Origin of the sequence: Proteiniclasticum ruminis DSM 24773 (genome assembly GCF_000701905.1) — a bacterium.
In the GTDB taxonomy this organism is placed as follows: Bacteria; Bacillota; Clostridia; order Clostridiales; family Clostridiaceae; genus Proteiniclasticum; species Proteiniclasticum ruminis.
In genome coordinates this window covers 33,279-55,014 of record NZ_JNKC01000005.1, presented here as the reverse complement: position 1 = coordinate 55,014, position 21,736 = coordinate 33,279, and the positions used below count along the sequence as shown (strand labels likewise).

Sequence of the window (21,736 nt, the reverse complement as noted above, 5' to 3'; positions counted from 1 at the left end):
GCGCAAAAAAAGAACTGTCAACTTAATGACAGTTCTTTAAAATCAATGGATGATTTATTCTTCAGTACCCTTTACAGAGTAGTCATAGGAAGCCAGTCTCTTGTAGCTATCCAGTCTTTCCTTAGCATCCTTCTCTGTCTTAGCGAAGAGAGCTTCTGCTTCATCTGGGAAAGCCTTGGAGAGAGAAGCATAACGAACTTCACTATCAATGAATTCTCTGAAGCTTCTTGTTGGTTCCTTGGAATCCAGTGAGAATGGATTCTTTCCTTCTTCCTTCAGAAGTGGATTGAATCTGTACAGCTGCCAGTAACCTGATTCAACTGCTCTCTTTGTCTGTTCCTGGCTGAAGCCCATACCAAGCTTAAGTCCCTGGTTGATACATGGAGCGTAAGCGATGATGAGGGATGGTCCGTCGTAAGCTTCTGCTTCAACGATTGCCTTGATGGCCTGGTTCTTATCAGCACCCATACCAATCTGAGCAACATATACATAACCATAGCTCATGGCCATCATACCAAGATCCTTCTTCTTTGTTCTCTTACCAGCAGAAGCAAACTTAGCGATTGCAGCTGTAGGTGTGGACTTGGAAGACTGTCCTCCAGTATTGGAGTAAACTTCTGTATCCATGACAAGAACGTTGATGTTTTCACCTGTGGCAAGAACGTGGTCCAGTCCACCGAATCCGATGTCATAAGCCCAACCGTCTCCACCGAAGATCCACTGGCTCTTCTTGGTGAGGAAGTCTCTTTCAGCATATAGTTCCTTAGCTTCTTCCAGTTCGGAAGTCTTAAGAAGTGGTAGAAGTGCAGCTCTTGCAGCCTTGGATTCGTCACCCTTGTCGAAGTTTTCAATCCAGTTCTGTGTTGCAGCCTTCAGTTCTTCTGAAGCCATTGGGTTCTGTACGAGCTTTTCTGCTACTGGCAGAAGCTTCGCTCTATGAGATTTGTGTCCAAGGTAGATACCAAGACCAAACTCAGCATTGTCTTCGAACAGGGAGTTCGCCCAAGCTGGACCCTGTCCAAGATGGTTTGTGGTGTAAACAGTAGCTGGTGCAGATCCACCCCAGATGGATGAACATCCGGTTGCGTTTGCAATCATCATTCTGTCACCAAACAGCTGTGTGATGAGCTTCGCATATGGAGTTTCTCCACAGCCTGCACATGCACCTGAGAACTCTAGAAGTGGCTGCTCGAACTGGCTGCCCTTCAGGGTGTTCTTGTTCATTGGGTTGATCTTATGGGAAAGTGACAGTGCATATTCCCAGTTGTTTGTTTCATGCATCTGTGTTTCGATTGGCTTCATCACAAGCGCCTTCTTAGGTGCTGGACAAACCTGAGCACAGTTTCCGCAACCTGTACAGTCAAGTACAGATACCTGAATCTTGTACTGAAGGTCTCCGAATGCCTTTCCGCCCATAGCCTTCTTAGCTTCAAATCCTTCTGGAGCATTGGCCATTTCTTCTTCATTCACAAGGAATGGTCTGATGACAGCGTGAGGACATACATAAGAACACTGGTTACACTGGATACAGTTTTCAATATTCCATTCAGGAACATTAACAGCGATTCCTCTCTTTTCGTAAGCGGAGGTTCCCATTGGGAAGGTTCCGTCTTCTCTGCCGAGGAATGCTGATACAGGAAGGCTGTCTCCTTCTTGTGCATTCATTGGCTCAAGGATGTTCTTGATGAAATCAGGAACTTTTCTTTCATCTGCCTTTACTTCTACAGCGTTTGCCCATTCAGCAGGAACAGTAACCTTCACAAGAGCGTTTACGCCTCTGTCGATGGCTTCATAGTTCATGTTGACGATCTTTTCGCCCTTCTTGCCATAGGAAGCAACCACAGACTGCTTCAGATACTTCAGAGCATCTTCTACAGGAATGATGTTCGCAAGCTTGAAGAATGCGGACTGCATGATCATGTTGATTCTGGTGCCAAGACCAATCTCAGTTGCGATAGACTGTGCGTCTACGATGTAGAGGTTGATGTTCTTCTTGGCGATATCCTGCTTCATCTTCGCTGGAAGATGTGCATCCAAGTCTTCTGCTGTCCATGCGCAGTTCAGCAGGAAGGTTCCATTTTCTTTCAGGCTCTTTGTCATATCATACTTATTTACATAAGATGGGTTATGACAAGCTACAAAATCAGGATTCTGGATGAGATATGGGCTTCTGATCTTATTTTTACCGAATCTTAAGTGGGATACTGTGATACCACCGGATTTCTTGGAATCATAAGAGAAGTAACCCTGAGCATACATATCTGTATGGTCTCCGATGATCTTGATGGATGCCTTGTTGGCACCAACAGTACCGTCGGAACCAAGTCCCCAGAACTGACACTGTACTGTACCTTCAGCGGTAGTATCAATTTCTGCATGCTTTGGCAGAGAAGTATAAGTCACATCATCTTCGATTCCGATGGTGAATCCGTTCTTCACTTCGCCATAGCCAAGGTTTTCATATACTGCAAGAATCTGTCCTGGTGTAACGTCCTTGGAACCAAGTCCATATCTTCCACCTACGATTACAGGTCTTACATCAGCTTCGTAGAATGCGTTTCTGACATCCTGGTAAAGTGGCTCTCCAGCAGAACCTGGTTCTTTTGTTCTGTCAAGAACAGCGATCTTCTTTACAGTCTTTGGAATCGCGTTCAGGAAGTGCTTTGTGGAGAATGGTCTGTAAAGATGCACATTTATAAGACCAACCTTTTCACCCTTCTTGGTGAGGTAGTCTACAACTTCTTCAGCAGTGTCGCAAACAGATCCCATAGCAATGATTACATGCTCAGCATCGGGAGCTCCATGATAGTTGAACAGTCCGTAGTTTCTTCCTGTGATTTTGTTGATTTCTTCCATGTATCCTTCAACAATTTCAGGAACTGCAAGATAATATCTGTTAGCAGCTTCTCTACCCTGGAAATAGATATCAGGGTTCTGTGCGGTACCTCTTGTCACTGGTCTTTCTGAGTTCAGGGATCTGTTTCTGAATTCAGCAACAGCTTCCTTGTCCAGAAGTTTTTCCAGTTCATCATACTCAATGACTTCTACCTTCTGTACTTCTGAGGAGGTTCTGAAACCGTCAAAGAAGTTCAGGAATGGCACTCTGCTCTTAATGGAAGCCAAGTGAGCAACACCAGAAAGGTCCATGATCTGCTGTACATTGGATTCAGCAAGCATTGCAAATCCTGTCTGTCTAGCAGCCATAACGTCCTGATGGTCTCCGAAAATAGAAAGCGCATGAGCAGCAATGGCTCTGGCACTTACGTGGAATACGCCAGGAAGAAGTTCTCCTGCGATTTTGTACATATTTGGAAGCATGAGCAGAAGTCCCTGTGATGCTGTATAAGTGGTGGTCAGTGCTCCACCCTGAAGGGAACCGTGAACTGCTCCAGCTGCTCCTGCTTCGGATTGCATTTCAACAACCCTTACAGGCTGGCCGAAAATGTTCTTCATTCCTTTAGAAGACCACTCATCGACATTTTCACCCATTGTACTGGATGGGGTAATTGGATAGATGGCAGATACATCTGTAAATGCATACGAGATGTAGGATGCAGCCATATTTCCATCCATGGTTTTAGTTTTTCTCATGTCTATACCTCTCCTTAATATATATTTCTTAGAAATCCGGCCTAAAGATTTCTAAACTATAACTACGTTTCCGTAGGTTATAAACACATGAATTTGAGTATAGTTAATGATTTATCATTAGCTATACTCAAAAGACACAACATTATTATACAATATTTGAATGGCTTTTACCAATGGATTTTGGCACTTCTTTAGGTTTTATCTGTTTTTACTGTTTTTTCAGAACATCGCTGATGTCCTTTAATATCTCATCCGTGTCAACCTTTGTAAAATCAACGGTTTCAATATATTTAATGAGTTCTTCCTTTTTTCGCAATCTGGAAAGTGCAGTGGCTACAGCGGTCTTTTCTAAATCAGTTTCCTCAATTTTTGGTACAAGCTTTACATAATCTCTGATTGGTACGATGTCTCCATCTTTGGCAATACGAACATTATATCCATCACCTGACAGAAGCTCTTTGAGCGCTGTTGCTGCGGACAGATCTCCATGAGTCAGAAAAATTTCCTTGGGGCCTTTCCGTATGGATTTGACCCAGTTATAAAGTCCACGCCTGTCTGCATGGCCCGAAAGGCCGGAAAAGCTGTATATCTTTGCATGAACAGCAATATCCTCTCCGAAGAGATTCACTGTTTTGGCGCCATCTTGAATGATTCTGCCTAAGGACCCCTCTGCCTGATACCCCACAAAAATCACGCTGCATTCAGCCCGCCACAGATTGTGCTTGAGGTGATGCCTGATTCTTCCAGCCGTCGCCATTCCAGAAGCGCTGATGATGACGCACCCTTTTTTGGTGCGGTTCAGTTCCATGGAGTCTTCCACAGATTCTGTGAAAAACAGATTCCGGAATTCCAGCACATGGTCTCCCCTTCGCATTCTTTCCTGACTCTCCTCATCAAAATACCTGGAGTACTCTTTAAAAATCTGGGTGGACTTTGATGCAAGAGGTGAATCCACGTATACTTTCACGCCCCGCTCCAGTCTTCCGGCTTCCTGGAATTCATTGAGGATATATAAAAGTTCCTGCGTTCTGCCTACGGCAAAAGAAGGTATAATGACATTCCCGCCTTTCCTGTAGGTTTCATTGATGATCTTGATGAGTTCTTCATGCTCTGTTTTGTTGTCCGGATGGAGTCTGTTGCCGTAGGTGGATTCCATGATGAGAAAATCTGCTTCCTCTACCTCCACAGGCTCTTTCATCAGCGGGATACCCTGATTTCCAAGATCTCCTGTATAGACAAGCTTCACCTTACGCTCCTCTTCCTGAATGAAGAGTTCTGTAATGGCAGCACCCAGCATGTGCCCAGCTTCCAGAAACTGCATCTCAAAACCGGGGAAAAGGACTGTTCGCTGGTTGAAGTCAATGGCTTCAAAAAGGGTCAGTGCTCCTTCCGCATCTTTCACGGTATAAAGCGGTTCCACTGGATCCAGTCCTTTCCGCTGTCTTTTTTTATTCTCCCATTCCGCATCCTGTTCGTGGATGAAGGCAGAATCCATGAGAAGGATCTCTGAAAGAGCTTTGGCTGGTGGTGTAGCGAAAACTTTGCCTCGGAATCCACGCTTATAAAGCAGTGGGATGCGTCCGCTGTGGTCAATATGGGCATGAGAAAGAATCAGATAATCAATGGTAGATGGAATGAAGGCAAACACATCATTGCCTCTGTCTTTTTCATCCTTTCCCTGATAGAGTCCGCAATCTAGAAGAATTCTTTTATCCTTAACTCTTAGCAGATGACTGGAACCTGTAACGGTACCGGCTGCTCCTGAAAATTCAATACGCATAACTGATCCTCCTTGCTTTTGTTAGTATAATTATAACAATTATTATCAGACTTTTGTGTTAACATTCTTTCTACCTTCTCTAGGTTTGTTATAAAAATGACCATATATAAGTACAGAAGAACAGAATAATTATAAAAAAACAGAGAAGCACACAAGAATGCAGCTTCTCTACATATAAACTGTACTAATTTCTGTAGTTATTTTGCGTATTTCTCAATGAGCTCCAGAATTTTTCCGGTAGCATTTCCAAGAGAGGAACTGCTCATTGCGTCCACAAAGGATTTCTGGTTTTCAGATAAGGATTTCAGGTTCATGAGAAGAGTGTCTTTTGTGAGGCTCTCCTCTTTTAAGACCATGGAGTAGCCCTCTTTTTCAAAACTCTCCGCATTTTCAATCTGGTCTCCTCTGCTGGATGCAGCGGAGAGCGGAATGAGAAGATGAGGCTTTCGAAGGGCTAAGAATTCAAAAATTGAATTGGATCCTGCTCTGGCCACAATAAAATCTGCAGCAGAAAGAAGATCCTTCATCTCTTCACCCACATATTCAAACTGTCTGTACCCTTTCAGGTCCTGATACTGAGGATTCATATTGTCCTTTCCACAGAGATGGATGATCTGATAGTCCTCCAGAAGCTGATCCAGAGCACTCCAGACGGTTTCATTAATTTTCATGGAGCCAATGCTTCCCCCCATGAAAAGAAGTACAGGTTTATCCTCCGTGAAACCGCAAAGATCGAGAGCTTTCTTCCGATTACCCTGAAACAGTTCTTCCCTTATGGGGCTGCCCACAAGGATGCCTTTTCCGGAAACTTTGGACAGAGTATCTGGAAAAGTCACCAGAAGATGATCCACAAATCTCAGTGCCAGTTTGTTGGCAAGACCTGGTGTCAAATCCGATTCATGGGCAAGGACAGGAATCTTCAGGGTTTTAGCCGCAGCCACCACTGGAACACTTACAAATCCGCCTTTGGAAAACACAAGATGGGGCTTTTCTCTTCTTAGAATGCCCAGCGCCTGAAAATAACCCGCCCCCACCCGGAAGGGGTCTGTGAAATTCTTCCAGTCGAAATAGCGTCGGAGTTTTCCGGATGAGATGGCAAAGTAAGGGATTTTCTTTCCTTCGATGATCTCACGTTCAATTCCATTTTGGGATCCTATGTATTTGATCTCATACCCCAGCTTATTTAGATAAGGCATAATAGCCAGATTCGGCACCACATGTCCGGCGGTTCCGCCACCGGTCATCATAATTTTTTTCATTTTACTCACTCACTCATTTATTCTCATTGGATATTGTACAGTGTTAGAAAACACATCAATTCAAACAAATCTATTATACCAGAGTTCTGAAGAAAAATTGAAAAGTTTTTCATGTAAATGTATTCACCGGAAACAGCCACTTAGCAGGGGGAACAATCTTTGATATAATGGTAAAAAACACGGAAAGCAGGGTGAGAACCATTAAACTTGTAGAGATCAAAGAACTGGATGAACAAAGCTATATCACCTATACTTCCGCATGGAAAGACAGAGATGAACCTTTATGCCCCTCCTCCTGCGATATGGCGGAACTTAGTTTTTCAGAGTGGCAGAAAAGAGAACTGTCTCTTCAGAATGAAGCAACCCTTCCCCACGGATTTGTCCGTGCTGAAACACTTTTTCTGGTGGAGGACAACGGGTATATTCTTGGTGCTGTGAATCTCAGATATGCCATGACGGAAGATCTTTTGCGTTATGGAGGTCACATCAGTTTCGGCATCCGTCCGGAAGAACGAAAAAAAGGATATGGGTTCATCATCGTGAAACTGGCCCTGAACCGGCTTCGGATAAATGGCATCCTGAAAGCGCTGGTTACGGTGAAAAGAAGCAATAAAGCAGCTAAAAACACAATAAAAAAGATTGGCGGAACACTGGAAAATGCCTATGAGGAAAATGGGCAGGTCATAGACCGGTACTGGATCGCATTATAAAAACGCTGGATTGGCTGCAATCCAGCGTTTTTTATTTTAAGCTGTGATGATTGTTGGGTAGGTGAGGTTATTTGGCATTGCTGCCCTGCTGGATTTATGCACCATAAAACCACTATCCGGATCAGGCTCTCTATAGAGTCCAGAAAGTGCCTCGTTAGGTGTAAAGTGAAGCTCCACCCGAAGGGCATTCCTTGGGACAATACTACGGAGCACTTCAGCCAGCGAGACCTTATGGGGTGACAGCACATCGTAGAGGTGAAAGGTGTCTCCTTCCATTTCTGCAAGGATGGTCACATCTTCTATCGGCTCCAGAATCATATCCTGAAATCCATGAACATAATAAAAAGGGAGAATATGCCTGTCCTCTTTGCTCCAGAGACGGTCGGTCACGGGCACAGAAGCCTTTTTCAGCGCCATGAGCTCTTCTAAGGTTTTTTTCATAGAAAGCAGCTGGTTTCCTTCTTTGATATAAGCTTCTGCGGGGAGGAAACAGCGCACGGCAGGTACAGGTTCAAAACCAGCCCTTTGATAAAGGGACATTGCATCCTCATTGGCAAGAAGATAGATGAGATCTGTCTTTCCTTCAAAGTCCGCCAGAATCTTACGAAGAAGCTTCTCTGAGAGCCCTTGTCCCCGAAACTCTCTTCTGGTCATGACAGTGCCGATCTGAACTGCTTCATAAATTTCACCCTCCACTGTCAGTTTCATGAGATTTACAGAAGCATTGGCAAGGACTTGTCCATCTTCATGGAAGCAGTATGGAATGTAAGAATTTGTCCAGCATCCACTTTCTTCCCACAGATCAAACCGTATCCCAAAGATTTCTTTTGAAAGTTTGAAGAAAGATTCCTTCAGTATCTGGTTTTCTCTCACATGACAATCAAATCGCATCATCTCTCTATCCCCCTTCTACCAGACCGTTTTCTATATTTTATCCTGATTTTTCTTCTTTGAAAAGAAGCGGCATTCAAAGAACCCCCAAGAATCTCCTAAAAAGGAGATTTATGAGGGTTCTTTGATCGGGTAAATCTATATACATAAACAGATTCGGGTTTATCTGTCGATGCTGTTTTTAAGTCCCATAAAGATCTCCACCTGATCTTTATAAGGAAAACCTTCCATATCCCCTTTCACAAGGGTTGCCATGGCACCAACGGCGTTGGCTCTCTGGGCACACTCGGTAAGGCTGAGGTTCTCAAGATAGCCGGAAATAAATCCTGCTGCATATCCATCCCCTGCGCCTACGGTATCTACTGGGTGGTCTACGGTATAACCATGAACGAAGGCTTCAGTTTCTTTGTTTTTCACATAACATCCGCTTTTTCCGAGCTTCAGCGCAACGGTCTGTACGCCAAGCTTCAGGAAAGTGTCTGCAATTTCCTCAGGTTCTGTAAGACCCAGAAGGAGTTCAGCCTCTTCCTTGCCCGGAAAGAGAAGATCTGTGAGCTTCACCATCTCAAGAATGGTTTCTCTGGCTTCTTCTTCAGACCAGAGCTTCAATCGTATATTGGGGTCAAAGGAAATCAGCACACCACGTTTCTTTGCTTCCTTCACGGCATAGAATACCGCTTCACGCATCTCTTCGGAAAGAGCGAGGGAAATCCCTGTGACATGAAGAATCTTCGCGCTGGCGATGTACTCCATATCCAGGTCTTCCATCATCAGATGACTGGCGGCAGAACCTTTTCTGTAGTAATACACGTTCGGGTTCACCGTGGAAAAACGCTCTTTGAAAAGAATTCCGGTGGTGCGTTTGGGATCTTTTTTTACTCTGGAGACATCCACTTCCTCCCCCATGACCGTAGATTTGATGTATCTTCCGAATTCATCATCTCCCAGTTTGGAGAACCATCCTGCTTTGTGTCCAAGTCGTGCCAAAGCTATGGCCACATTGGACTCCGCACCGCCGATGGACTTGGTGAAAGTGCCTACATATCGTAGAGGACCTTGAGTTTCTGGATTGAAGAGCACCATGGTCTCTCCAAAAGTCACTACATCCATCTTCTACCTCTGTACTCTGCCTGAGCCATCTCCGCCCATGAGGGTCAGTACTTCTTCTTTGGAAACATGATTGGTGTCTCCAAGGATGGTATGCTTCAGCGCAGATGCTGCCACAGCAAATTCCAGCGCTTCCTGATAAGGCAGCTCTGTCACCAGACCATAAATGAGTCCAGATGCGAAGGAATCTCCACCACCAACACGGTCTACGATTCTAAGGTCATACTTTTTGGACAGATAGGATTTTTCTCCATCAAATAAAATGGCGGACCAGCCATTGTCACTGGCGGAATAGCTTTCTCTCAAGGTGGAAGCCACAAGCTTCACGTTGAACTTTTCGATGATCTGCTTTGCCACTTCTTCGTAAGCAGCATGGTTGATCTCACCCTTATGGATATCAGTGCCTTGAGCTTTGATGCCAAAGACTTTTTCTGCATCTTCTTCGTTGCCGATGCATACATCCACGTAGTCCATGAGCTTTGTCATGACTTCCTTAGCCTTTTCCTGACTCCAGAGTTTCTTTCTGTAGTTGAGATCCACGGAAACGGTGATGCCCTTTGCTTTTGCTGCTTTCAGTGCGGCAAGGGTCAGCTCTGCTGCGCTATCACTCAGTGCAGGGGTGATGCCTGTGAAATGGAACCAGTCAGCACCTTCAAAGATACCATCCCAGTCAAAATCATCACTTGTTGCTTCTGCAATGGCTGCGTGAGCTCTGTCATAAATGACCTTGGAAGGTCTCTGGGAAGCACCGGATTCCAGGAAATAAATTCCAAGACGGTCTCCGCCTCTTGAAATGAAACTGGTATCCACACCATATCTTCTCAGGGAATTGACGGCGCTTTGTCCAATTTCATTGTCTGGCACTTTTGTGACAAATCTGGTTTCCAGACCATAGTTGGATAAGGAAACACAGCAGTTGGCTTCTCCTCCACCATAACAGACATCAAAACTGTCCGCCTGGACAAATCTTTCGAATCCTGGGGTGGAGAGTCTCAGCATGATTTCTCCAAGGGTAACTACTCTTTTCATATTCCGGCTCCTTCTACTTTTTATTTTCTTGCTTCTTTGATTTTTTCAACAAACTGTTTGGCGATTTCTGTAATTTTTTCATATTCGCCTTTCTTTGCGGGTCCTGTAAGTTCCCCGCCTACGCCTACGGCGATACAGCCGTTCTTGATCCACTGGTCTACATTATCAAGGCTTACACCGCCTGTAGGCATCAGCACGGTCTGTGGCAGAGGTCCTTTGATGGCTTTGATGAAGTCAGGGCCAAATGCGCTGCCTGGGAATACTTTAATCACATCCACACCTGCTTCCATGGCGGTGATGATTTCTGTCAGTGTCATGCATCCTGCCATATAAGGGATCTGATATCTGTTGCAGAGTCTTGCGGTTTCAGGATCAAATCCTGGACTTACGATATATTCTGCACCGGCAAGAATGGCAATTCTTGCAGTTTCTGAGTCAAGCACTGTGCCCGCCCCAACAATGAGCGCCTCTTTGGGGAACTTCTTCTTCAGGGAAGAAATCACATACTGTGCACCAGGAACGGTAAAAGTAACTTCGATGGCAGGAACACCACCTTCAATACATGCTTTACTGATTTTTTCTGCCTGTTCCTCGCTGTCTGCACGAACCACCGCAACAATACCTGCGTCTATGATTCTGGTGAGGGTTTCAATTTTTGGGATCATAATGGGCCTCCTTTATTTTTAGTTCCACATAGTGGAACATGGTTCCATAATTTGAATGCAAGTTTATTTTACTCCATAACCCGTTTACTTGCAATCGGTTTATGGAAGATTTTCAGATATTCTTATCGTTTTTTATAGTACCCCAGATCTTCTGAGATTTTACGTTTGGTTTCCAGCATCGCTTCTTTTAAAGTATTGATCTTTTCTTCTGTCATTCGCTGAACGGGTCCGGAAATACTGAATGCGGCCACCGGTGTGTTTGTATAATCAAGAATCGCCGCTCCCATGCACTGAACCCCCAGTTCATTCTCTTCCCGATCCAGAGCAAAGCCGTTTTCTCGGATAGTTTCAAGTTCCTCAAGAAAGTCCGGAAGCTCTGTGATGGTATACTCTGTCAGCTTATGTACGCCCATTTGGGGCCATAGTTTTTGAACTTCCTCTTCTGAATAATAAGAGAGCATTGCCTTGCCGACGGAGGTGGCATATAAAGTGCCCCGCTTTCCGATGTTGGAGTACATGCGGATGGTGTTTTCTGTTTCCACTTTATCCACATAGAGGATTTCGTGGCCATCGGGAAGCACCAGATGGACCACTTCCTCTGAAAGATCCCGGAGCTTCTCAAGATAGGGGCGCGCTACCATCAGCACGTCCATCTTCTCCACGGGTTTGGCTCCTAAGACAAACATCTTCATGGTCAGCTGATATTTCCCTGTTTTTTCCAGCTGCTTCACATATCCGTTTTCCGTGAGGGTATAGAGAAGTCTGTGCACCGTGCCTTTGGAAAGACCGGAAGCCTCTCCCAGTTCCAAAAGACCCATGCCTTCTTTGGAGGAGGACAGAATCTCCAAAAGGGAGAGTGCTCTGTCTATAGACTGAACGGTATCTGCCACAATCTCACCCCCTGACCTGGAAGATCTCATGGATTTTTCTTTCCAGGAGCTCCGCCATTTTTTTATGACCTTCTGCATCAAGATGCATGTGATCCACTTCTCCCATGGAAAGATGGTTTCCGGCAGAGATAAAATGATATCCCGCCTCTTTGGCCATGGTGTGCAAAAAAGGAATCATCTCCTTGGTCTTCAGATCCGACTCTCTGCCCATGGAATGGAAGGCATTCTTTTCCTTATATAGCGGTCCGATGGGCGCGGGTGCAACAATAAGAATCTCCGGATCCTTCCCGTCCCTGCCGGTCATGGTGTTTTTTACCCTTCCCGCCAGTCGGATGATCCCCATGGCAATGTTCAGTGGTGTCAGACTAAAGCGTTCTTTGGCGTCATTGGTGCCCAAAGTGATGATGATCAGATCCAGTGGTCTGTGGCTCATAATGCAAGGATAGATGTAGCTGTATCCGTTGAGACCTTCAAAAAGAGGGTCATCACAGGATGCTGTTCTTCCACTCAGTCCTTCCTCAATGATGTCATACTCTTCTCCAAGAGCCTCTTGAAGAAGTGAGGTCCATCGGACTCCTTTTTCGAACCTGCTTTCATCTTCGGCATTATATCCCCATGTATTTGAGTCTCCAAAACATAATATTCTTCGCTGCATAGGTGTCTCCTTTTCGGTCTTTTATTATTATCATTTTTATTATGATGCAATTGCAGCTGGAATTCAAGAAAGGAAAACAGTTACAAAAGAGAAGAGGACTCAAAGAGAATTGCTGTACCCTTTGGATACCAGAGGATGTGGGGTTCTGTGGCTCTTCTGGTTGATAAAACTTGTCATTTTATGGTCAATAATACTCGTATATGATATAATTGTAACGCTAATTTAGAGGAGGAATGAACATGAAAAAGCACATTAAGACCTTGACAAAAAGCACTCTAAAGAAGAGCGTTGCCAAGGGCGGATGCGGCAAATGCCAGACATCCTGCCAGTCTGCCTGCAAAACATCCTGTACCGTAGCGAATCAGGAATGTGAAAATCTGGACAGATAGGAACGCAAAGACCCTAAAGGGAAGGTTTATGATATAGACCCTTCCCTTTTCTCTTGAATCAACAAGCCCTGAAGGAGGCAAAAGATAAAAATGATACATAAATTTACGATGAACGGCGTACATATTGCCATGGATATCAATGGAGGCTCTGTGCACGTGCTGGATGAAATCACCTATGATATGCTGGACTTTTATGAAGAGATCCGGGATGGAAAACTTACTCTTCAGGAGGCCATGGAGAAGCTTTCCAAGTATCCTCAGGAAGAGCTGGCTTCTGCCTATGATGAAATCAGAACCCTGGAAGAGGATGGACTTTTATATACAGAAGATGCTTACGAAACCATGGACTTTATGAAAAATAGAAAACCCGTGGTCAAAGCCCTCTGCCTCAACATTGCCCATGACTGTAATCTTATGTGCAAATACTGCTTTGCAAAACAAGGGGATTTTGGCGGAAAGAAATGCCTGATGCCTCTTGAGACTGGAAAAAAAGCCCTGGAGTATCTGGTGAAGAACTCCGGAAGCAGAAGAAACCTTGAGGTGGATTTCTTTGGCGGCGAACCGCTGATGAATTTCCAGGTGGTGAAAGACCTGGTGCAGTATGGCAGAGAACTGGAAAAAGAGTATCATAAGAATTTCCGTTTCACCATCACCACCAATGGGGTGCTTCTCAATGAGGAGGCCATTGATTTCATCAACACCCATATGGACAACGCGGTGCTTTCTCTGGATGGAAGAAAACAGATCAATGATGATATGAGACTGACCCTCACTGGAAAAGGAAGCTATGATGTGATTGTGCCAAAGTATCAGAAGCTCATTGAGAAGAGAGGCAATAAAAGCTACTATATCCGGGGTACATTCACCCGGGACAGCCTCGACTTTTCAGAAGATGTGAAGCACTTTAAAGAGCTTGGATTTGTTCATACCTCCATGGAGCCTGTGGTCTCCTCTGAGGAGAATCCCTATGCCATCCGGGAAGAGGATCTGCCTAAAATTCTCGAAGAGTATGAAAAACTTGCAGTGTACTATGCAGATCTCAAGGAGAAGAAGGATCCGTTCAGCTTCTTCCACTTCATGGTGGATCTGACTCAAGGACCCTGTGTCATCAAAAGAATTTCCGGATGCGGTGCAGGAACAGAGTATCTTTGCATCACCCCTGAAGGAGATCTTTATCCATGCCATCAGTTTGTGGGAAATGAAGCCTACAAGATGGGAAATCTTTATGATGAGGAACTCACCCTTCCCAAAGAAATGCAGTCCATGTTTAAAGAAGCCCATATCTACCACAAAGAAGACTGCAAAACCTGTTTCTCTAAATTCTACTGTTCTGGTGGGTGTCACGCCAATGCCCTCAGCTTTAATGGAGACATTCTGAAACCTTATAGAATCGGTTGCGAGATGCAGAGAAAAAGACTGGAATGCGCCATCATGGTAGAGGCAAAAAGAATGCTCAGTGAAGAGGAGGAAGCGCCCGAAGAAAAGGTGCTGTTCCTGTAAATGGACATGGAAAAGCGGCCACTGATCAAAGCGCTGGAAACCTACACGAAGGAGGAAACCTCCCGTTTTCATATGCCTGGACACAGGAACGGGAAAACGGTCCCCTCTCTTGCGTTTCTGCAAGAGCATCTTTATGACTTTGATGTGACGGAAATCAATGGGACAGACCATCTGCATTATCCGGAGGAAAGCATCAAAGCATCCCAGATTCTGCTGGCAAAGGCCATAGGATCCAAAGAAAGCTGTTATTGTGTCAATGGTTCCACCGCAGTGAACTACGCCATGATTTTTGGGCTTCTTAAGCCAGGAGATGAGGTGCTTCTTGAACGAAGCTGCCATCAGAGTGTTTTCCAGGCGCTAGGACTAAGAGGCCTAAAACCCAGATTCATAAAGCCGCAGCTGGATCCGGAATGGGCCTTGCCTTTGCCTCCGGCTTTAACGGATATCAAAGAAGCCTATGAGAAGTATCCCATGATCAAAGCTGTGATCCTCACCTCCCCCAATTATTATGGAAAGGTGGCGCCACTAAAAGAAATCTCGCATTTTCTCAAGATGCGCGGTCTGTACCTCATAGTGGACGAAGCCCACGGTGCTCATTTCGCCTTTTCAGACAAGCTGCCTCCCACAGCCATGGCTATGGGAGCCCATGTCTCCTCTGTGAGTTTTCATAAAACACTCCCGGTGCTGACCCAAGGAGCCGTGCTTAATCTTTCAGAAGATCTTCAGGAAAGTGAACGGTCAAGAATCCGTCATTATCTGCGGGTGTTTCAAACCAGCAGCCCTTCCTACACTATGCTGGTGTCCATGGAAAACGCCCGGGCTCTTATGGAAGAAGAAGGCGAAGCACTGTATGATCAGCTTCTGGGAGAAGCGAGGCTTCTGCGAGAACAGCTCGCCCGCATCCCTCAGGTGGAGGTGTACGGAAATGAGGATGCCTTCACCGATGCTGCCCGCCTTGTGATCAGGACACCATTACCCGGTGAATTTCTCATGGGAGAGCTGAGAAAAAAACATAGGATCCAAGCAGAAATGACCCTTGGCAATAGTGTAGTCTTTATCCTCTCTCCCTTTGACAGAAAAGAGGATCTGGAAAGACTTCCAGAAGCGATAGCTGCCGTAAGGACAGAAAATGAAGAGCTGTGGGCTGGCCCTGTTTCTCCATTCATTCTGCACTACAGTGAGGAGATGGAGCTTCTGTATGATCTGGAAGAAATACTGTTTCTCGAGCAGGAAGAGATTCCAGTGGAAAATGCTTTTGGCAGAATATCTGCTGAAACCATCACACCTTACCCGCCAGGCATTCCGCTAATTCTTCCGGGAGAGCGGATTGGAGAAAAAGAAGTCAGGCTTCTTATAGAACTGTTTCAGGGCAACGGCATTTTAAAATCTGCCAGCAAGAGCAAAATGGGTATCACCGTTCTAAAATAAAAGGAAGACCTCAAATGAGGTCTTCCTTTTTTCACGCCTGATAAACATAAATCCCGTCTTTTACCGTAATTTGAGGCTCCTTTGACAGTTGGTGAAGAACATCTGAAAGCTTCCCCGCTTCTTCCTCGGTATATTTTTTCAGTCCGAATATTTTTAAAAGCTCTTCTTTCAGCGCTTCTTCAGGTAGAGATATCTGCGTTTTCAAGAGAAACCTCGCCCCTTGGAGAAGCTCTGTCTCTGGAAGATCAAGCACCTCTCTTTTCAAGGTCTTTGTGGCCGTCCGGAAGGTTTTTAGAGAGTCCTCTTTACCGCTGTAAAGAAACAGAATTCCATTTTCTTCTCGCAGTTCAAAGCCAAGACTGGATAAAACCGCATCTATGGTTTCCACATTTTTTTCTGTGTACCGGACAGAAAAGGCTTTCAGCACCTGGCGGTAAAGAACCGGCAGGCTGATGGGCGCTTCGATCTCTGCAATCCCAAGGATCACGTCTTTCAGCTGCCTTGTATTTTTCGGCATCCTGAACTCTTCAGAGCTGAAGGTCTTCAGTGTAAAGGAAGCCTCTTGGTACGGGATGCCCCCTTCTTGGGATAAGAAAGGTGCAGCGGGGGCTTCAGGCTCTAAAGGCCTCATGGACCGTGCAGGCTCTTTCTCTGAAGAAGTGTTCTCCAGATTCCTCAGTATGCTGAAGATCTTTTCCATCTCATGCTCTTTGTTTTCTGTCCAGTCCAGGGGATGTACTTTATGGATATGCCATCCCAGTCCCTTCAGAACCGATTCTTGCAGCACATCCCGGTCTCTCACCGTTTCCGCCTCCTGATAAGATGCACCAAAACACTGTAGGCCCAGTTTGTAGCTGTTGTCGGTTTCGTTGATGATCCCAAGGTCCACGCGATACTTGGAGGACCCCACCAGGGCATCCACCTGAAGACCTTTTTCTTCCAGAGCTCTTTTCACACTATAGAGAAAAGTTTCATCCTTCTCTTCCCGCTTCAGAGCATCCAATGTAAGAAGACTTCTGCCTCGTCTGGCGTATTCCAGAAACTCTTTCAGATTCTCCACCCCTCTAGCGGAAGTTCTTGTGATGTCCATCTGTTCCGGCTGTATGCTGGTGAAGATTTTCATCTCTTTCTTCGCCCGGGTGATGGCCACATTGAGTCTTTTCCATCCGTTTTCCCGGTTTAAGGGACCGAAGTTTAGGGTGATTTTTCCGTTTTCATCCGGTCCATACCCAATGCTGAACAGAATCACATCCCGCTCGTCTCCTTGAACATTTTCAAGATTTTTCACAAACAGCGGTTCTTCAGGGGTCATGAATTTTTCTTCCAGTTCGGGTTTGTCCCGGAATGCTTCTCCCAGAAGATCCTCAATCATGTCTTTCTGGGCTGTGGAAAAAGTCACCACGCCGATGGACTCCATCGCGTCCTTTTTCTCCGCCCGTGCAAGAATCTCCGCTACTACTTTTTCAGCTTCTACTCTGTTGGCCCGGCTTCCGCCTCGTCCATAGACTGAGGACACGTACTCATAGGACACTTTGGAGATTCTCTCTTTGGGAGAGGGGTAGGTATAGAGTTTGTTCTCGTAATAGGTTTTGTTGCTGAAGGCAATGAGGCTTTCATGCCTGCTTCTGTAATGCCAAAGAAGAGAGGTTTCAGGCAGTGAAAGAGCCAAGGCATCCTCCAGAATATTGTCCAGATCTTCCAGCACCCCATCCTCCTCTTCCAGTTCTCTTTCCGCCTGGAAAAAAGTGGTGGGCGGCAGCTGCTTCGGATCCCCTACGATGACCACATGTTTTCCTCTTGACATGGCCCCGACCGCCTCAGCGGTAGGCATCTGGGAAGCCTCATCAAAAATCACCAGGTCAAAATAAGCTTTGGCTGGTCCCAGATACTGGGCAACGGAAAGAGGACTCATGAGCATACAAGGGGTAATCCTTGGCAGCAGATGGGGCAGCTTCTCGAAGAGAGACCTTAAGGTCATTCCCCTTCCACCGCTCCTTATAGCCCGCTGAAGAATGCCAACCTCAGATGAGCTGCTGGCTTCTTTTAGGAGGTCAGGTACCCGGCTTGAAAGAACCGAAACAATTTCTTTTATCGCCGCCTCTTCATATTGGACGGTCACTTCTTTGAAGTAGCGGATTTTTTCTTCATAGGATTCCCCTGATACCTTCATAAGCAAGGGCTCTCTTTCAAGAACTGCCTGAAATCCTATGGTATAGATGGACTTCAGCACAGCATCCTTCATCTGTTCTGGCGGGATGCTGCTTGTCTGATAGGCTTCTACCAAAGAGATCAGACCGTTTTCTTCGAGAACTTTGCTGATCTCGTTATACCTTGTAAAGGAGCGCAGCTGATCCAGATTGTTCCTGTAAGTGAGCAAGCGGTCTAAAAGCCGTACAGGATAGCTGCCTTCCAGGCTGTCTAAGGTGTCTATTTGAAGCTGGAGCATTGAGTCCAAGGCCATGAAGGCGCTCCTGAAACTCTTATGGGTCTCAAGTAACCTCTTCCCCGGCTCCCCCTGGACTTTATCTTTCGTGGTGAGGATCTGTTTTTTCTCCTCCTGGTCAAAGGCTCCAAGAATCTCATGAAGATGCTCCTTTTCGCCCCTGAGGGTTTCGAAAACCTGGGACATGGGCTTTTCAGAATGAGAAGAACCTGGTAGTGTTCTTCCGCTGGATTGCATCTTTATTTCTTCTTTTACCCGCTGAATTTTATGAAGGGTCTCAAAAAGAGGCACCATCTCCTCTTCTGTGGAGGAACCGGATTTTTTTACAGAAGACAGCGCCTTCAGAACCTTTCTTCTTTGAAGAAAGCCCAGCACTTTTCCTTGCGTGACCCCCTTGGCATACTCTTCTTCAAGGTTTTTCCAAGGAAGCTTGTAGAGTTCATCCGTATACGCCGCATCCAAAGTGTTTAGAAGGTTTTCCAGGTCTCTCCAGTTTTTTTGCAGTGCAGGCAGAATCTCATCTGTACTGAAATCAAACAAATACAAATCTTCCATGGTCTTCTCCTGCATAAACGCAATAAAATCCATGTAGGCATTGAGCTTTTTTCTGGTGCTTAACTGTTCTTGCAGGGTCCCGGTCTCGATTTCCAAGGCTTTCTGGAGATTACTTGCAGCGGTTGTGAGTTCTTCCAGAGGCTCGTAAAGCCGCTCTTTCAGGTGCAGCTGGTAGTCTGTAAGGCCGATTCCTTTAAGAGGTGCATCTTCATAGGGACCGGTGGCTTGCACAGAAGAAGAGAACTCCTCTGCCAAACGGCAGAGCTTCAGAAGATCCTCTTTTTTCAGACTGTCCACTGAAACTCGGAAATCTCTAATCTTTGGCACCTCTGAAAGATACTCAAGCCCTCCGATGTACTCATAGGCCGAGAACCCTAGGGGATCTTTCTGATAGAGCTTCATCACATAGGTGGCCAGTTCATCCCGGATCTCCTTGAGCCTTGCTGCCTCCTCCTCAAAACGTCCGGTACCATGTTTCGCTGTTTTCGTGGTTTCTTCCAGTTTTTTCAAAATTGCCGTTTTCTTGCTCTTGTTGCTGTGCACTTCCAGAGAAAAATGGCCCAGGCCCAAATTCTCCAATCTTTTCTGAACCACAGACAGGGCCGCCATTTTTTCAGCCACAAAAAGAACCTTCTTCCCCTGATAGAGGGCGTTGGCGATGATGGTGGTGATGGTCTGGGACTTTCCTGTTCCCGGAGGACCATGCAGCACAAACGACTTTCCTTTCAACGCTTCCTTTACAGCATTCAGCTGTGAAGCATCTGTGCTTACGGGCAAAAGAATCTTTGAAGGGTCTGCTTCCGGAGTCTCTTCGAGGTCTTCTTCCTCCAGAGGAAAAGTCCTTTTCCCTTCCAGAAGAGATGCGATGATCTCATTGTTTCTCATGGCGTCACCTTGCGTCTTCAGATCATGCCACAACACGAATTTACTGAAAGAAAACAGTCCTAGATGCGTTTCTTCCAGCACGTCCCACCTCTTCTTGCCAAGGATGACTCCTCGGATTCTCGATAGCACCTCCAGCACATGAACACCACGCTCATCCACAGGAAGCTCTTCCAGTCCGTTCACATCCATACTGAAATCCATCTTCAGTTTCTCCAGAAGGGTGACATTCATCAAGGTGTCTTCATCTCTTGCGGAAAGAGAATAGGTGAATTTTCCAAGTTTCTTCTTCAGCTCTACAGGAATGAGAAGGATCGGCGCATATCGGGCCTTCTGACTGCTGTCCGTTTCATACCATTTCAGCATTCCCACCGTCAGAAACAGTTGATTTGCTCCGGACTCTTCCATCTGCGTTCTAGCTTCCCTGAAAATCCTGGTGATTTTCTTCTCCAGATCCTCATCTCCAAGGAGTGTGCGCAGTTTCCCCTGAGTAAACTCCCCCTGAAGGAGTTCACGGAAACGCTCTTCGATCTCTTTTGGAGAAAGGGCATCACTGCCTTCCATCCGGTCCAGATCTTTAAGTCTTGACAGGAGTGTGTATTCTTTGCCCTCATAGAGCATATCTTCCAGAAGCTTGATATCCGGTGCAAGAAGCCGAAGACCTTTTCTTTTTTCCTGATAGCTGAGCAGCTGGTTTCGAAGACTTAAATCCAGAAGTTTTCGCTCCCATCTGGATTTTTTGTCAAGGATTCCTTCTTTTTCTTCAAAGAGGACCCGGACCACTTCTTTCAGTTCGGGTATGTTATCCGCCCGGTCTTTTCTCGCTGCTTCTTCCAGAAGAAGGATTTTCCCATCTTTTTCCACTCTCTCAGGCAAAGGAAGAATTCCACCGGCTCTTGCTCTTTTTACATCTACTCCGAGAAGAAAGACCCCTTCTTTTTCCAGCTGCTGCACGCCTTGAGCCGCAGCTTCTTCAAAGGAAAGACGCAGGCCTTCCCGAAGACTGGTGGTTTCCAAAACACCAATATAACCCATTCCTTCGGCAGTCCTCTTTCGAAGGGTTGCCACATCATAAAGGACCGGATCCTGAAAGAACTCTTCTTCCAGCCAGTAGCCCAGACAGCTGTGGCCTTCCAGAAGAAGAATCAGAGGATGCAGCGAAATGGCTTCCAGGCAGGAGCATAAAAGAAGTGTGAGATCCAGGCAAGTGCCCATGGCGTTTTCGAGGACCTCGCTGGAAAGCCTGATGCGCTGACCTGTTTCATAAAAGGAAGCGGGAGGCCCAATATATCGGATGCCCCGGTTGGCAATGGCCTGATAGATCGCATGGACTTCCTCCTGTACCCGGTTGGGATTTCTGCTCTGATATCCTTCGAATGAAGGGTCTTTCCCTGAGGATTTCAGAAGTTCGGATGCCTCCACCAGAATGCCATCAATGGATGGATGATTGGGGGTCACAAAAGCCGCTAAAAGTTCAGGCATGGTTTCTGCGCCCTGCCACTGATTATAGGAGAGCACTTCTATGGGGTAATGATGTTCATACAAAGTCTCCTCATTTTTCATCACTTGGACCTTCATGGACAGATGCACCATCTCTGTGAGAAGAAACAGCATTTCTTTCCGAAGGGAAATCTGTATAGAGCCCAGATCCATCTCTCCTTGCGAAGGCAATGAACTTACAGCGATAAGCACCTCTTCTGCCAGATTTTCGGAAAAGGTGAATTTCACAGTAATCTCAGAAAATGCTTCATCTGACAGATTTTTCAGGACACATTTTCGAATGAATGGTATGTTCTGCACCGTCATGGCATAGTGCAGCGTTTCTGCGTAGACAAGGTCGAGTCCGATAAGGTTCTTCACTTTCATACTATCCTCCCAGGGCCGTTCTTCTTTCATTCTAGTACATTATCAAAATATTTTGAAGATAATTCTGCTCCTTGTGAAAATTGGCATCATTTTGTC

General features: G+C 45.8%; 14 protein-coding genes. 4 read left to right on the top strand and 10 right to left on the bottom strand.

Annotated elements, in window-relative coordinates; translation table 11 throughout:
- Window positions 1-54: 54 nt before the first annotated feature.
- From nifJ to T487_RS0106920, 3 genes are all read right to left on the bottom strand, one after another.
- A complete protein-coding gene (nifJ, locus tag T487_RS0106930; RefSeq protein ID WP_036909291.1) occupies window positions 55-3,591 on the bottom strand; it encodes a pyruvate:ferredoxin (flavodoxin) oxidoreductase in 3,537 nt (1,178 codons plus the stop codon).
- A gap of 208 nt (window positions 3,592-3,799) precedes the next feature.
- On the bottom strand, window positions 3,800-5,371 hold the full coding sequence (locus T487_RS0106925) for an MBL fold metallo-hydrolase RNA specificity domain-containing protein (protein WP_031575724.1): 1,572 nt from the start codon (window positions 5,369-5,371) through the stop codon (window positions 3,800-3,802).
- Between the two features lie 197 nt (window positions 5,372-5,568).
- A complete protein-coding gene (locus tag T487_RS0106920) occupies window positions 5,569-6,630 on the bottom strand; it encodes an undecaprenyldiphospho-muramoylpentapeptide beta-N-acetylglucosaminyltransferase (protein ID WP_031575722.1) in 1,062 nt (353 codons plus the stop codon).
- A 167-nt stretch (window positions 6,631-6,797) separates the two neighbouring features.
- Here T487_RS0106920 and T487_RS0106915 point away from each other — a divergent pair, with 167 nt between their 5' ends.
- Entirely contained in the window at window positions 6,798-7,340 is a 543-nt protein-coding gene (locus T487_RS0106915; RefSeq protein WP_051651570.1) for a GNAT family N-acetyltransferase, read from the top strand.
- A 36-nt stretch (window positions 7,341-7,376) separates the two neighbouring features.
- Here T487_RS0106915 and T487_RS15860 read toward each other — a convergent pair whose 3' ends face one another.
- The 6 genes from T487_RS15860 to T487_RS0106885 all read right to left on the bottom strand — a co-directional run bounded on the left by T487_RS15860 (window position 7,377) and on the right by T487_RS0106885 (window position 12,577).
- Window positions 7,377-8,234: a GNAT family N-acetyltransferase gene (locus tag T487_RS15860; protein ID WP_051651569.1), complete on the bottom strand. Its 858-nt coding sequence runs from the start codon at window positions 8,232-8,234 to the stop codon at window positions 7,377-7,379.
- 159 nt (window positions 8,235-8,393) lie between these two features.
- On the bottom strand, window positions 8,394-9,341 hold the full coding sequence (locus T487_RS0106905) for a sugar kinase (protein ID WP_031575716.1): 948 nt from the start codon (window positions 9,339-9,341) through the stop codon (window positions 8,394-8,396).
- A 3-nt stretch (window positions 9,342-9,344) separates the two neighbouring features.
- Window positions 9,345-10,367: a sugar kinase gene (locus tag T487_RS0106900; protein ID WP_031575714.1), complete on the bottom strand. Its 1,023-nt coding sequence runs from the start codon at window positions 10,365-10,367 to the stop codon at window positions 9,345-9,347.
- 20 nt (window positions 10,368-10,387) lie between these two features.
- Window positions 10,388-11,032 (bottom strand): bifunctional 2-keto-4-hydroxyglutarate aldolase/2-keto-3-deoxy-6-phosphogluconate aldolase, encoded by a 645-nt coding sequence (locus T487_RS0106895; protein ID WP_031575712.1) that lies wholly within the window; start codon window positions 11,030-11,032, stop codon window positions 10,388-10,390.
- 122 nt (window positions 11,033-11,154) lie between these two features.
- A complete protein-coding gene (locus T487_RS0106890; protein ID WP_081827578.1) occupies window positions 11,155-11,922 on the bottom strand; it encodes an IclR family transcriptional regulator in 768 nt (255 codons plus the stop codon).
- 4 nt (window positions 11,923-11,926) lie between these two features.
- Window positions 11,927-12,577: a GDSL-type esterase/lipase family protein gene (locus T487_RS0106885; protein ID WP_031575707.1), complete on the bottom strand. Its 651-nt coding sequence runs from the start codon at window positions 12,575-12,577 to the stop codon at window positions 11,927-11,929.
- A gap of 239 nt (window positions 12,578-12,816) precedes the next feature.
- Here T487_RS0106885 and scfA point away from each other — a divergent pair, with 239 nt between their 5' ends.
- The 3 genes from scfA to T487_RS0106870 all read left to right on the top strand — a co-directional run bounded on the left by scfA (window position 12,817) and on the right by T487_RS0106870 (window position 15,894).
- A complete protein-coding gene (gene scfA, locus T487_RS16215; protein ID WP_074542643.1) occupies window positions 12,817-12,966 on the top strand; it encodes a six-cysteine ranthipeptide SCIFF in 150 nt (49 codons plus the stop codon).
- A 90-nt stretch (window positions 12,967-13,056) separates the two neighbouring features.
- Complete coding sequence (gene scfB, locus T487_RS0106875; protein ID WP_036909290.1) at window positions 13,057-14,466, top strand: thioether cross-link-forming SCIFF peptide maturase; 1,410 nt, start codon at window positions 13,057-13,059, stop codon at window positions 14,464-14,466.
- Entirely contained in the window at window positions 14,467-15,894 is a 1,428-nt protein-coding gene (locus T487_RS0106870) for an aminotransferase class I/II-fold pyridoxal phosphate-dependent enzyme (RefSeq protein WP_031575702.1), read from the top strand.
- Window positions 15,895-15,925: 31 nt separating this feature from the next.
- Here the strand turns inward: T487_RS0106870 and T487_RS0106865 are convergent, their stop codons facing one another.
- On the bottom strand, window positions 15,926-21,640 hold the full coding sequence (locus T487_RS0106865) for a DUF4011 domain-containing protein (RefSeq protein WP_031575701.1): 5,715 nt from the start codon (window positions 21,638-21,640) through the stop codon (window positions 15,926-15,928).
- Between the last annotated feature and the right edge of the window lie 96 nt (window positions 21,641-21,736).

Coding starts and splice junctions, on each gene's coding strand:
- nifJ (WP_036909291.1), bottom strand. CDS start 3,591: ATGAGAAAAACTAAAACCATGGATGGAAATATGGCTGCATCCTACATC.
- T487_RS0106925 (WP_031575724.1), bottom strand. CDS start 5,371: ATGCGTATTGAATTTTCAGGAGCAGCCGGTACCGTTACAGGTTCCAGT.
- T487_RS0106920 (WP_031575722.1), bottom strand. CDS start 6,630: ATGAAAAAAATTATGATGACCGGTGGCGGAACCGCCGGACATGTGGTG.
- T487_RS0106915 (WP_051651570.1), top strand. CDS start 6,798: ATGGTAAAAAACACGGAAAGCAGGGTGAGAACCATTAAACTTGTAGAG.
- T487_RS15860 (WP_051651569.1), bottom strand. CDS start 8,234: ATGATGCGATTTGATTGTCATGTGAGAGAAAACCAGATACTGAAGGAA.
- T487_RS0106905 (WP_031575716.1), bottom strand. CDS start 9,341: ATGGATGTAGTGACTTTTGGAGAGACCATGGTGCTCTTCAATCCAGAA.
- T487_RS0106900 (WP_031575714.1), bottom strand. CDS start 10,367: ATGAAAAGAGTAGTTACCCTTGGAGAAATCATGCTGAGACTCTCCACC.
- T487_RS0106895 (WP_031575712.1), bottom strand. CDS start 11,032: ATGATCCCAAAAATTGAAACCCTCACCAGAATCATAGACGCAGGTATT.
- T487_RS0106885 (WP_031575707.1), bottom strand. CDS start 12,577: ATGCAGCGAAGAATATTATGTTTTGGAGACTCAAATACATGGGGATAT.
- scfA (WP_074542643.1), top strand. CDS start 12,817: ATGAAAAAGCACATTAAGACCTTGACAAAAAGCACTCTAAAGAAGAGC.
- scfB (WP_036909290.1), top strand. CDS start 13,057: ATGATACATAAATTTACGATGAACGGCGTACATATTGCCATGGATATC.
- T487_RS0106870 (WP_031575702.1), top strand. CDS start 14,467: ATGGACATGGAAAAGCGGCCACTGATCAAAGCGCTGGAAACCTACACG.
- T487_RS0106865 (WP_031575701.1), bottom strand. CDS start 21,640: ATGAAAGTGAAGAACCTTATCGGACTCGACCTTGTCTACGCAGAAACG.